The 12,148-nt window shown below is 69.4% G+C and carries 12 protein-coding genes; 8 read left to right on the forward strand and 4 right to left on the reverse strand.

What is annotated here, in order from left to right:
• Positions 1-49 precede the first annotated feature (49 nt).
• The gene (locus tag KHC19_RS09865; RefSeq protein ID WP_213352176.1) at positions 50-1,450 is read left to right on the forward strand and encodes a glutamine synthetase family protein; all 1,401 of its coding nucleotides are present in this window, start codon (positions 50-52) and stop codon (positions 1,448-1,450) included.
• Between the two features lie 579 nt (positions 1,451-2,029).
• On the opposite strand, the gene KHC19_RS09870 is transcribed toward KHC19_RS09865, so the two are convergent.
• Together KHC19_RS09870 and KHC19_RS09875 are read right to left on the reverse strand one after the other, a co-directional pair.
• Entirely contained in the window at positions 2,030-3,076 is a 1,047-nt protein-coding gene (locus KHC19_RS09870) for an LLM class flavin-dependent oxidoreductase (protein ID WP_213352177.1), read from the reverse strand.
• A 298-nt stretch (positions 3,077-3,374) separates the two neighbouring features.
• Complete coding sequence (locus tag KHC19_RS09875; RefSeq protein WP_246548591.1) at positions 3,375-3,746, reverse strand: DUF1127 domain-containing protein; 372 nt, start codon at positions 3,744-3,746, stop codon at positions 3,375-3,377.
• 180 nt (positions 3,747-3,926) lie between these two features.
• Here KHC19_RS09875 and KHC19_RS09880 point away from each other — a divergent pair, with 180 nt between their 5' ends.
• Together KHC19_RS09880 and KHC19_RS09885 are read left to right on the forward strand one after the other, a co-directional pair.
• Positions 3,927-4,811 (forward strand): LysR substrate-binding domain-containing protein, encoded by an 885-nt coding sequence (locus KHC19_RS09880; protein ID WP_213352178.1) that lies wholly within the window; start codon positions 3,927-3,929, stop codon positions 4,809-4,811.
• 65 nt (positions 4,812-4,876) lie between these two features.
• The gene (locus KHC19_RS09885) at positions 4,877-5,296 is read left to right on the forward strand and encodes a VOC family protein (RefSeq protein ID WP_213352179.1); all 420 of its coding nucleotides are present in this window, start codon (positions 4,877-4,879) and stop codon (positions 5,294-5,296) included.
• A 22-nt stretch (positions 5,297-5,318) separates the two neighbouring features.
• Here the strand turns inward: KHC19_RS09885 and KHC19_RS09890 are convergent, their stop codons facing one another.
• Both KHC19_RS09890 and KHC19_RS09895 read right to left on the reverse strand, forming a co-directional pair.
• A complete protein-coding gene (locus tag KHC19_RS09890; protein WP_213352180.1) occupies positions 5,319-6,689 on the reverse strand; it encodes a glutamate--cysteine ligase in 1,371 nt (456 codons plus the stop codon).
• A 118-nt stretch (positions 6,690-6,807) separates the two neighbouring features.
• A complete protein-coding gene (locus KHC19_RS09895; RefSeq protein ID WP_213352181.1) occupies positions 6,808-7,572 on the reverse strand; it encodes a 16S rRNA (uracil(1498)-N(3))-methyltransferase in 765 nt (254 codons plus the stop codon).
• A 130-nt stretch (positions 7,573-7,702) separates the two neighbouring features.
• Here KHC19_RS09895 and KHC19_RS09900 point away from each other — a divergent pair, with 130 nt between their 5' ends.
• From KHC19_RS09900 to KHC19_RS09920, 5 genes are all read left to right on the forward strand, one after another.
• Positions 7,703-8,461 (forward strand): hypothetical protein, encoded by a 759-nt coding sequence (locus KHC19_RS09900; RefSeq protein ID WP_213352182.1) that lies wholly within the window; start codon positions 7,703-7,705, stop codon positions 8,459-8,461.
• A 26-nt stretch (positions 8,462-8,487) separates the two neighbouring features.
• Positions 8,488-9,432, forward strand: coding sequence for a 4-hydroxybenzoate octaprenyltransferase (gene ubiA, locus KHC19_RS09905; protein WP_378297061.1), 945 nt, complete (start codon positions 8,488-8,490; stop codon positions 9,430-9,432).
• A gap of 66 nt (positions 9,433-9,498) precedes the next feature.
• Complete coding sequence (locus KHC19_RS09910) at positions 9,499-10,131, forward strand: ribonuclease D (RefSeq protein ID WP_213352184.1); 633 nt, start codon at positions 9,499-9,501, stop codon at positions 10,129-10,131.
• Between the two features lie 122 nt (positions 10,132-10,253).
• Positions 10,254-11,024: an LPS export ABC transporter periplasmic protein LptC gene (gene lptC / locus KHC19_RS09915; RefSeq protein ID WP_213352185.1), complete on the forward strand. Its 771-nt coding sequence runs from the start codon at positions 10,254-10,256 to the stop codon at positions 11,022-11,024.
• Between the two features lie 98 nt (positions 11,025-11,122).
• Positions 11,123-11,815, forward strand: a complete 693-nt coding sequence (locus tag KHC19_RS09920) for an LptA/OstA family protein (RefSeq protein WP_213352186.1) — start codon at positions 11,123-11,125, stop codon at positions 11,813-11,815.
• The last annotated feature ends 333 nt before the right edge of the window (positions 11,816-12,148 follow it).

Below are 12,148 nucleotides of genomic sequence, written 5' to 3' on the forward strand. Positions count from 1 at the left end.
GCCGTGATTGCCTCGCAAGGGCGCGGCAGACGCGCGGTGGAAGGTTCACATGGCTAAGAAGAAGCGTTCCGAGCAGGACGCGATCGGCAATCCGCGCGGCGTCGCCAATCTGGCGGAAGCGAAGGCGTGGATGGCGGCGCGGGGCATCACCGAGATCGAATGCGCGGTGCCCGACCTTGCCGGGGTGGGGCGCGGCAAGATCATGCCGGTGTCGAAGTTCCTCAACGGGCCGGTGATGAACCTGCCGCTCAGCGTGTTCTTCCAGACCATCTCCGGCGATTACCCGCCTTACGACAATCTCGTCGATTCGGTGGTGGTCGACAGCGACCTCGTCATGGAGCCGGATTTCTCGACGCTGGCCGTGGTGCCGTGGGCGCAGGACCCCACCGCGCAGATCATTCACGACGCCTATCACCGCGACGGCCGCCCGGTGGACCTCGCCCCGCGGCAGGTGCTGAAGAACGTCGTCGACCTCTATGCCAAGAAGGGCTGGAAGGCGGTGGTGGCGCCGGAGATCGAGTTCTATCTCGTCGAGCCCAACACCGATCCCGACTATCCGCTGAAGCCCCCGGTCGGGCGCTCCGGCCGGCCGGAGATCGGCCGCCAGTCCTATTCGATCCAGGCGGTCAACGAGTTCGACCAGCTGTTCGAGGACATGTACGACTATTCCGAGGCGCAGGGCCTGGAGATCGACACGCTGATCCACGAGGACGGCGCGGCGCAGATGGAGATCAACCTGCTGCACGGCGACCCGATCCAGCTCGCCGACCAGGTGTACCTGTTCAAGCGCACCATTCGCGAGGCGGCGCTGGAGCACAAGATCTACGCCACCTTCATGGCGAAGCCGATCGCCGACGAGCCCGGCTCGGCGATGCACATCCACCAGTCGATCGTCGACGGCGAGACGGGGAAGAACATCTTCTCCGACAGCGACGGCGACCCGACGCCGGAATTCTTCTCCTTCATCGCCGGCCAGCAGCGCTACCTGCCCACCGTGATGTCGATCCTGGCGCCCTATGTGAATTCCTATCGCCGGCTCACCCGCGATTCCATGGCGCCGATCAATGTGCAGTGGGGCTACGACAACCGCACCGCCGGCCTGCGCGTGCCGCCCTCCTCGCCGGCGGCGCGGCGGGTGGAGAACCGGGTGCCGTCCTCCGACGCCAATCCCTATCTGGTCATCGCCGCCTCGCTGGCCTGCGGCTATCTCGGCCTCGTCGAGGGGCTGCGCCCGACCGAGCCGCTGGAGGCCGACGCCAAGGGCCTCGACTTCGAGCTGCCGCGCGGCCTGCTCGAGGCGGTGGCGGCGATGCAGTATTCCGACGAGATCGCCACGGTGCTGGGCCCGTCCTTCGTGAAGACCTACACGGCGGTGAAGCAGCAGGAGTTCGACACCTTCATGCGGGTGATCTCCCCCTGGGAGCGCGAATATCTGCTGCTGAACGTGTGAGGGCGGAGGGGGCGTGGGGCGAGGCGCTTCCTTCTCATGAGGTCGGGAGCTTTCCCGGACGCACCCCATCCCACACGCCGTCATGCCCAGCTTCCCGGACGCACGCCGTCATGCCCGGGCTCGTCCCGGGCATCCACGTCCTGGGCGGCGCGCGACCGGACGTCGTGGAGGAACGGGCCAGACCCGGCCATGACGCTGCGAGGACGGTCATCGCCGCATGGGAGACGGTTCGCCGGCGGCGCGGCACAGTGCGCCATGTGAGGGCGCAAAGCTCCCTCTCCCCGTCGGGGAGAGGGGTGGGGTGAGGGGGCTCGACGCTCCCCTGCTCCGCAGCGGCCTTCCCCCTCACCGACCCGCTGCGCGGGCCACCTCTCCCCACTGGGGAGAGGAAGCTGAAGCCGCCGACACCAGCACCGTGTCATGCCCAGCTTCCCGGACGCACCCGTCCCACACGCCGTCATGCCCGGGCTCGTCCCGGGCATCCACGTCCCGGGCAGCGCGCGGCCGGACGTCGTGGAGGGCCGGGCCAAGCCCGGCCATGACGCAGGGGAAGCGGAACCCGCGCAGGCCCCTCCCGCCTCACTCCGCCAGCATCTCGCGCACCAGCGGGATCACCTTCGTCCCGTAGAGCTCGATGCAGCGCAGGCACTTGTCGTGGCCGAGCGGGCCGGCGCTGTATTTCAGGTCGAAATGATCGAGGTCCAGCGCCTTGGCGGTACGGGCGATCTTCGCCGCCACCGTCTCCGGCGAGCCGAGATAGAGCGAGCCATGGCTCACCTCGCGCTCGAACTCGTCGCGGCCCATCGGCCCCCAGCCGCGCTCGGCGCCGATGCGGTCGCGATTGGCCTTGAAGGCCGGGAAGAACTCCTCCCTGGCCTGCTCGTCGGTGGCGGCGATATAGCCGGGCGAATGCACGCCGATCGGCTGCGGCGTGGTGCCGAGCTGGGCGACGGCCTTGTGGTAGAGCTCGACATAGGGTTTGAACCGCGCCGCGCTGCCGCCGATGATGGCGAGCATCAGCGGCAGGCCGTAGCTTGCCGCCCGCACCACCGATTCCGGCGAGCCGCCTACCCCGATCCAGGTCTTCATGGTGCCGCTTTCCGGCAGCGGGTAGACGTGCTGGCCGGCGAGCGGCGGACGCAGCTCGCCCTTCCAGTTCACGCCGTCCGCCGAGCCGTTTTCGCGCAGCAGCGCCGCGAACAGGTCGAGCTTCTCCGAGAACAGCGTCTCGTAGTCCTTCAGGTCGAAGCCGAACAGCGGGAAGGATTCGGTGAAGGAACCACGGCCGAGGATGATCTCGGCGCGCCCGCCGGAAATCGCGTCCACCGTGGCGAAGCGCTGATAGACGCGGATCGGGTCGTCGGAGGACAGCACCGTCACCGCCGAGCCGAGCCGCACGCGCTTGGTGCGCGCGGCGATGGCGGCCAGCACCACTTCGGGGGCGGAAACCGCGTAGTCGGCGCGGTGATGCTCGCCGACCGCGAAGAAGTCGGTGCCGGTCTCGTCGGCGAGCACCCCCTGCTCGACCACGTTGCGCAGCACCTGCGCGTGAGGGAGCGGACGGCCCTCGCCATCGGCCATCACGTCGCCGAAGGTGTCGAGCCCGAGATCGAGATGCTTTGCCATGATGCGGATGCCCCGAACGCTTGAGAGTACCAGCCGGCTCGTCGCCGGCCGTGCTCATATGGACGCTGTCGTCGCCATCACCATTGCGGGGCCTGCAATGGGAGGATTTCACGTCTGCAAGCTCGTCTCGTCAGGCTCGCTTCGTCGGCCTCGTCCCGGCGCCGGCAGGCAGGAAAGCCCGCCCGGAAGGAAAAAGCCCATCAAGAAAAAAGCCCGCCGGGCGACCGGCGGGCTCAGTTAGGCGGCATAAGGGGATAGGAACCGCCAAAGCTCGGTCCGGGTTTGCGGCCCGGCATGATCAGTGGCACCCGGCGGTTTCGCGGGTGGCGGCGTTCGGCTCGGCCTGCGGGCGCATCGCGTCGAGGCTGTCGCGCACCGCCTGCCGGCGGCCGGCGCGACGCTCGACGGCACGCACGACCAGCACGCTGGTCGGGTCCTGCCAGATCGGGCCGGAGGCGGCATCGCGCAGGTCGGCGCGCGTGAGGCCGATATCCTTGAGCATGCGGTCGTCGAAGTCGCCAAGCCGGTTGAGCACCGTACGGCGGTGCAGCGCCTTGGCGATACGCACGAGGGTCACGAAGCCACCGGCCAGCAGTCCGCTGGCAGCGGCACCGAAGGATGAAAACGCGGTTCTGCGGACTTCGCCCATGTACGACATCGATTCCTCCATCTGCGTCGGTCGCGCGGCGGTGCGGGCTATTTCGCCGATGGCGCGTCCCGCGCCCACCCGAATTCGCCGTCACCCGTTCGCGACGAAATGGTTATGCGCGCGATCCATTGATCACACTAGCGAATGTTTCTGATCCGAGTTATCATCGATTTTGATGATACGCGCCATGAGGGTCCCGCCATGACCGCCCTGCTCGACATTGATCAATTAAGAACGTTCATAGCCATCTCCGAAACCGGCAGCTTCACCCGGGCCTCCGAGGTGGTGCACAAGACCCAGTCGGCAGTGTCGATGCAGATGAAGCGGCTGGAGGAGCGGGTCGGCAAGCCGATCTTCTCCCGCGACGGGCGCGCCTCGCGCCTCACCGACGAGGGCGAGCGTTTGCTGGACTACGCCCGCCGCATCGTCCGGCTGAACATGGAGGCGGTGGCGAGCCTCACAAATGCCGAGCTTTCCGGCCGCGTGCGCCTCGGCGTGCCCGACGATTACGCCGATCGCTACCTGCCCGAGATCATGGCGCGCTTCTCGCACACCCACCCCAATGTCGAGCTGACCGTGGTGTGCGATCCATCAACGGATCTGATCGATCGCATCGACACCGGCGATCTTGACCTGGCGATCATCACCGATTGCGAAATGATCGCCCGCGAGACCGAGATCATCCGCCGCGAGCAGCTGCTCTGGGTGGGGTCGAGCCGCCACGCCACGCATCTCGAGGAGCCGCTGCCGCTGGCGCTCGGCCGGCAGAGCTGCAATTGGCGGCAGGAGGCGATCGCGCAATTGCAGGCGCTCGCCCGGCCGTTCCGCATCCTCTACACCTCCTCCAACTCGACGGCGGTGTCGGCGGCGGTGCTCGCCGGGCTCGCCATCTCCGTGCTGCCGGAATCCGGCCTGCGGCCGGGCATGCGGGTGCTCGGTCCCAGCGAGGGCTTTCCGGCGCTGGCGCCGTGCCGCATCGGGCTGGTGCGCAACCGGCATGAGCATTCCGCCCTCGCCGACGCGCTCGCCGATCACATCGTGCAGGGCCTGGACAATATTTCGGAAGCGGCGATCGCGGCGGAATAGGAACCCGGGGCGCGTCCCGCCGGTTGTGGCGGCAGGCGAGAGGCCACAGCTCCGGGGAGGCCGCCATGGCAACCAGTCCCGTTTCCGGCGACATCGTGCCGTTCCTGCGCTACGCCGATCCGCGCGCGGCCATCGACTGGCTGGAGCGGGCCTTCGGCTTCGAGCCGATCCTGGTGGTCGACGACGAGGCGGGCGGCGTCGCCCATGCCGAGCTGCGGCTCGGCTCCTCCGCCATCATGCTGGGTGGCCTGAAGGAGGACGCGCTGGGCATGATCCGGCCGGGCGAGGCCGGCGGCGTCACCCAGGGCATCTATGTGACGGTGGCGGACGCCGAACCGCTCTGGGTGCGGGCGCGGACCGCCGGCGCCCGGGTGGTGATCAACATCTACGATACCCCCTATGGCTCGCGGGAGTTCGCGGTGTGCGATCCCGAAGGCCATCTGTGGAGCATCGGCACCTATCGCGCCGGCTCGTGGCAGGGCTGACGCCGCCCCGCCGCCGGCGGGCTCAGTAGGCGTCCTCGTCGAACACCGGCTCCACCGAGCCGCCCCACGGACCCTCATAGCGCGCCAGCAGGCGCTCGGCCGGGGTGATGCCTTCCGCCAGGCTGTCTTCCAGCGGCTTGAGGAAGCGCGTCTCGTCGCGGCCCTGGCTGTCGCGCCTGTCGCGGCGGGCGAGCCCGGCGCGGGCGATGGACACCATTTCGCGCGCCAGGTCGAGCATCGTCCGGCCGGCGATCTCGGCCTTGAAGCCGAGCCTCGGCACGTCGTCGCGCAGCTTCTGCCGCTCGGCCGCGCTCCAGCCCTTGGCGAGGTCCCAGGCGGCGTCGAGACTGGTGGTGTCGTAATAGAGGCCGGTCCACAGGGCCGGCAGCGCGCAGAGGTTCTTCCAGGAGCCGGCATCCGCCCCGCGCATTTCGAGATAGCGCTTCAGCCGCACCTCGGGGAAGATCGTAGAGAGGTGGTTGGCCCAGTCGGAGACGGTCGGCCCCTCGCCGGGCAGCGCGGGATGCTTGCGGGCCATCAGGTCGCGGAAGGACGAGCCGGCGACGTCGATGTAGTGATCGCCGCGCTTGATGAAATACATGGGAACGTCGAGCGCATAGTCGACATAGGCCTCGAAGCCCATGCCGTCCTCGAAGGCGAAGGGCAGCATGCCCGCGCGCTCATTGTCGGTGTCGCGCCAGATCTCCGAGCGGAAGGAGAGGAAGCCGTTGGGCTTGCCCTCGGTGAAGGGCGAGTTGGCGAACAGGGCGGTGGCGACCGGCTGCAGGGCGAGGCCGACCCGCAGCTTCTTCACCATGTCGGCTTCGGAGGCGAAATCGAGATTCACCTGCACGGTGCAGGTGCGGAACATCATGTCGAGGCCGTGCGAGCCGACCTTCGGCATGTAGTTGGCCATGATGCGGTAGCGCCCCTTGGGCATCACCGGCGTCTGCGCCAGCGTCCATTTCGGGCTCATGCCGAGGCCGAGGAAGCCGAAGCCGAGCGGGGTCGCCACCTCGCGCACCTGGTCGAGATGGCCGTTCACCTCGGCGCAGGTCTCGTGGATCGAGGCCAGCGGCGCGCCGGAAAGCTCGAACTGCCCGCCGGGCTCCAGCGAGATCGCCCCGCCGCCCACGGTGTCGGCGAGGCCGATGATCGCCTCGCCCTCCATGATCGGCTCCCAGCTGTTCAGCGCCTGCATGCCCTCCAGCAGGGCGCGGATGCCGTTCGCGCCTTCATAGGGCACCGGCGCGTGGCCGTTCAGCGTGAAGGGGAATTTCTCGTGCTCGGTGCCGATGCGGAAGCGCTGCGGCGGCTTGCAGCCGGCCTCCAGCCAGGCGACCAGTTCGTCGCGGCTCTCGATGGGCTGGGTGTCGATCTGGTCTCGCGCCATGGGAACTCCGGCGGCTCGGACGAGCCAATTGGGGCGCGAGAACATACACAGGCCGAAGGGCAACGCAAATCGGTGAATTTCCGCGATTTCACCGTGGGATTCACCGGCTGCCGCAGCGTCAGATTTCGCGCGCCGCGCCGACCAGGGCGAGGGCCGCCACCGCCGCCGTGTCGGCCCGCAGGATGCGGGGGCCGAGCGAGAGGACGATGGTTCTATCGCGCGCGATAAGCATCCGCCGCTCCACCTCGGCAAAGCCGCCCTCGGGCCCCACCAGCACCGCCAGCGGCGCGGTGCCGGCGGCGCGGATCCTCGCCACCGGGTCGCCGGGCCCGGCGGCCTCGTCGCAGAATATGATCACTTTTTCGTGTTCGAGGCCGGCCAGCCAGCGCTCGAAAGGCAGCGGCTCGGCGACCTCGGGAATGGCGAGGATGCCGCATTGCTCGGCGGCCTCGATGGCGTTCGCCCGCATGCGCTCGGTGTTCACGCGGGTGGCCTGGGTGTGGCGGGTGATCACCGGCACGAGGCGGCCGGCGCCCATCTCCACCGCCTTCTGCACCATATAGTCGAGCCGGGCATGCTTCAGCGGCGCGAAGGCGTAGTCGAGGGCGGCCAGCGGGGCCTGCGGCCTGAGCTGCCGCTCGCAACGCAGGACGACGTCGCGCTTTCCCGCGCTCTGGCGCACGGCGCGCCACTCGCCGTCGCGCCCGTTGAACAGGTGCAGCGCCGCGCCCGGCTCGAGGCGGATCACATCGGCGACATAATGCGCCCGGTCGCGGTCGAGGCGGATCTCCGCCCCGTCGCCCAGCTCGTCGGGCACGAACAGCCGCTGGGCGCGGAAATCATAGGCCTCGGCCTCGGCACTCTCGCCGCGCATGCGCGCCATAACTCTGCCTGCATCTGGGGGCGTGGGTGGGCGGTAACAGGCGGAATTAACCATTCTGCCGTGATATTGCCCTAAGTTTCAGGCCTCTGTATCACGCTTGGTAAGCGACGTCCCTTCAGCGGAAGACGGAATGACACGTCAGTTTTTGCACGGCCATCGGGCCAGCTCCCGCGCGACGCGCGGCACCCACGCCGCCTTCGTCGGTCTCGCGGCCATGGCCGGCGTGGCGCTGGCGGCGGTCCCGGCGGGCGCCCAATGGATCGGCACGCCCGGCGGCAGCGGCGACAGCACGCCCCCGGCGATGAGCACGACGCCCGCCCCGGCCGCCACTGCGCCGGCGGCCACCGCGCCGGCTCCCTCGCTGTCGCCCGACGGCATGGCGTCGGATCTGGGCAGCGCCGGCCTGGCGGCTCCCTCGCTGTCGTCCCCTTCCGCGATGCCCGGCGGCGGCGCCCAGCCTTCGGGCGACATGGCCGATTGCCAGACCAATGTGAACAAGCTGCGCGGCGATCTCGAATCCCGCGGCAACGCCCTGCAGGCGGCCACCAAGAAGAAGCGGCCTCCGTCGGAGCTGTGCCCGCTGTTCCGCAATTTCGCCTCGTCGCAGCAGAAGTTCCTCAGCTATCTGCGCACCAACAAGACCAAGTGCGGCGTGCCGGACGAGGTGCTCTCCAAGCTGCGCGAGAATACCAACGGTGTGGTCGGGGTGCGCGACAAGGTGTGCAAGGTCGCCGCCGACATGCAGTCCGGCGGCGGTGCTGCCGGCGGCGGTGCGCCGCCGCAGAGCTCGGTGGCCTCCGGCCTCGGCCTGTCGAGCGGCCTGCCCGGCGTGTCCGCCAACAAGCCCGGCGGCGTGTTCGACACGCTCGGCGGCAGCGCGCTGCGCTGATCCCGCCGGCCGCGCCTCCGATGACCGTGACCGCTCCCGCCGCCGCTCCCGCCGATGCCGCGGGCAATTGGGTGGAGCGGCACGCGCCGTCCTTCGCGCATCCCTATCTGCGGCTGGCGCGCCTCGACCGGCCGATCGGCTCCTGGCTGCTGCTGATCCCGTGCTGGTGGTCGGTGGCGCTGGCGGCCCGGCATCTGCGCGCCGACGGCCTCGCTGCCGATTTCGCGGCGGCGCTCGGCTATCTCCTGCTGTTCGCGCTCGGCGCGGTGGCGATGCGCGGCGCCGGCTGCACCTGGAACGACATTCTCGACCGCGACATCGACGGCAAGGTCGAGCGCACCCGCTCGCGGCCGCTGCCCTCGGGGCAGGTGAGCCTCGCCGCCGCCTTCGCCTTCCTGGTCGCGCAGGCGCTGGTCGGTCTTGCCGTCCTGCTCTGCCTGCCGCGCTTCGCGCAGGTCACCGCGCTGGCCTCGCTCGGCATCGTCGCCGTCTATCCGTTGATGAAGCGGGTGATCTGGATACCGCAGGCGGTGCTCGGCCTGTGCTTCTCCTGGGGCGCGCTGATGGGGTTCGCGGCGCTGATGCAGGCGCTGCCGCCGGCGGCGCTGCTGCTCTATGCCGGCTCGATCCTGTGGGTGATCGGCTACGACACCATCTACGCGCATATGGACCGCGCCGACGACGCGGTGGTCGGGGTCAAGTCCTCCGCCCGGCTGTTCGAGCGCGCGACGCGGCCCTGGCTGGTCGGCTTCTATGCCGGGGCGGCGCTGCTGATCGCGGCGGCGGCGGCCGCGGCGGGCGGCGGCCTGTTCGCCTATGCCGGCGTGGCGCTGTTCGCCCTGCATCTCGCCTGGCAGATCGCGCGGCTCGACATCGACGACCCGGCGTTGTGCCTGAAGCTGTTCCGTTCCAACCGCGACGCCGGGCTCGTGCTGTTCGCCGGCTTCGTCCTCCAGGCGCTGGCCGGCTGAGCGGCGAGGTTGTCCACGCGGGTGGCGGGTGATAATCAGCCGCCATCGCATAAAGGGCCGAGCCTCATGACCATCCGCCTGCATCGCGGCGACCTCGTCGACCTGTCGCGCTATTCGCCGGAAAAGTCGCCTTTCGTGGCGATCGACACCGAGACGCTCGGCCTCAACCCGCACCGCGACCGGCTGTGCGTGGTGCAGCTGTCGCCGGGCGACGGCTCGGCCGACGTGGTGCAGATCCCGGCCGGCGCCGGCCCCGGCAGCGCGCCGAACCTCGAGGCGCTGCTCGCCGACCCCGGCATCGTCAAGCTGTTCCACTTCGCCCGTTTCGACGTCGCGGTGCTCGGCAAGGCGTTCGGCGTGCCGGTCGAGCCGATCTGGTGCACCAAGATCGCCTCCAAGCTCACCCGCACCTATACCGATCGCCACGGGCTGAAGGAGCTGGCGCGCGAGCTTATCGGCGTCGACCTGTCGAAGCAGCAGCAGAGCTCCGACTGGGCGGCCGAGGACCTCACCGAGGCGCAGCTGCAATATGCCGCCTCCGACGTGCTCTATCTGCACGCCATCCGCGAGAAGCTGGTCGCCATGCTGGCGCGCGAGGGCCGCACCGCCCTCGCCGAATCCTGCTTCCGCTTCCTGCCGACCCGCGCCGCGCTCGACCTCGCCGGCTGGCCGGAAGAGGACATCTTCGCGCATAGCTGAGCTCTATCAAGGGTTTGCGGCGTTTTACCCTGCGGCGGGCCGGCGTGGCTTGCGCGCGGGGGGTGGAGTCGCCATTTTAAGTGCCGCTGGAGGGGCCGGCGACCGGGGACGTGCCTCAACTCATGAATCGACAGATCACATCCGCCGAGCAGAGCGCGTCGGGGCCGGGGAGCGCGGCGTCGGCACGCCGCGTGGCCGCTGCGAGCCAGCGCTTCCGCGATGCCGCGCGCCATAGCCGCTGGGTCCGCCTGTTCAAGCGCGGCACGCCGGTGGCGGTGGTGCTCGGCCTCGCGACCATTGGCGGCTTCGTCTGGCTGGATCCGTTCCGCATTCCCGTCGACCTGCCGGTGGAGCTCGGCCGCGCCTCGCTGTCCGGCAGCCGCATCAAGATGGAGCTGCCCAAGCTCAGCGGCTTCACCGAGGACAATCGCGGCTACAACCTCACCGCCGAAGCGGCGTCGCAGGACCTGACCCAGCCCAACCGCATCGATCTCGAAGTGATCCATGCGCGCATCGAGCTGGCCGAGCAGGGCTGGGCCAAGCTGACCGCCAAGGTCGGCAGCTACGACACCAAGACGCAGGACATCACGCTGGGGGAGGGCGTCGAGTTCTCCACCAATGCGGGCTATGCCGGCAAGCTGCAGGAGGCGTCGGTCAGCATGCGCGACGGGCGGCTGGTCAGCGAGCACCCGGTCGAGCTCACCTATACCGATGCGCGGCTGACCGCCGACCGCATGGAGGTGACGCAGAAGGACGCGCGGGCCCTGTTCACCGGCAATGTCTCGCTGGTGTTCAAGCTGCCGCCGGAGAACAAGGCGGAGCTGAAGACCGGCACCACCGCGGTGGCGCTGGACCCGGCTTCCGCCGCGCCGTCGACCCGGGCTATACCGTGATGCCGGGAGGGGCGGGCGTCCCGGCGGCGGGGGCCTCGCGGGCCGGGATCTTCCGGCTTCCCATTGAATGCCTGCGCGCAGCCGGATAGACATAGATCATGTACGCATTGTCCCGTTCCGCCGCTCTCCTGCTCGCCCTTGCCCCCGCCTTGGCGGTCGCGCTCGTCGCGCGTCCCGCGGCGGCCCAGGGGCAGAACGTGCCCAACGCCCTGCAGGGCTTCGCGGCCAATCGCGACCAGCCGATCAAGATCGACGCCAACACCCTCGAGGTGCGCGACCAGGAGAAGAAGGCCATCTTCTCCGGCAATGTCGTGGTGCAGCAGGGCGACACCAACATGCGCTCGCGCGAGCTGGTGGTGTTCTACGACGGCAAGAGCATCACCGACACCAAGCCCGCGGGCGACGCCAAATCTGACGCCAAACCCGCCGGGGAGGCGAAGCCGGCCGGCGATGCCAAGCCGGCGGCGGATGCCGCGACGGCCGCGGCGGCGGGCAACCCGATCAACTCGTCCTCCATCCGACGGCTGGAGATCAATGGCGGGGTGATCGTCACCACCAAGGAACAGCAGGCGACCGGCGACCAGGGCGTGTTCGAGGCCAAGAGCAACACCATCACCCTCACCGGCAATCCGGTGGTGCTCACCTCCGGCCAGAACGTGGTGCGCGGCAAGCGGCTGGTGGTGGACCTCACGACCGGCACCTCGCGCATCGAGGGCGGCCGCGTCGAGAGCCTGATCGTGCCGGGCAGCGTCAAGCAGCAGCCCGGCGCGCCGGCCAAGCCCAAGCCGTGACGACGTCGTGACGATGCCGTGACGATGCCTTGGCGCCGCCCCTCGATGGCGGCGCCGTGCGGACGTCGCCCTGACGCGGCGGTTCCCGGTTCGGCCTGAGGGTCGTCCGGCGCTTCCTCCCGGCACGGAGGCCCGAAGGCGGCACGCGGGCCCCGGCCTCGCCCCGTCGGGTGCCGGATTCCGGTCTCCCCGGCTCCTCGCCGTCTCCTGCGTCTCCCCACATGATTTCGGCCCGATTTTTGCTTGGCGTATTTGCCAGCGGGTCCGGGATTGGCTATCACCCTTATCGTGGTGCTTTTCGCCACGGAGGGTGCGCGTGAGATTGTTTCCGGT

Origin of the sequence: Ancylobacter oerskovii (assembly GCF_018390555.1) — a bacterium.
Taxonomy (GTDB): Bacteria; Pseudomonadota; Alphaproteobacteria; order Rhizobiales; family Xanthobacteraceae; genus Ancylobacter; species Ancylobacter oerskovii.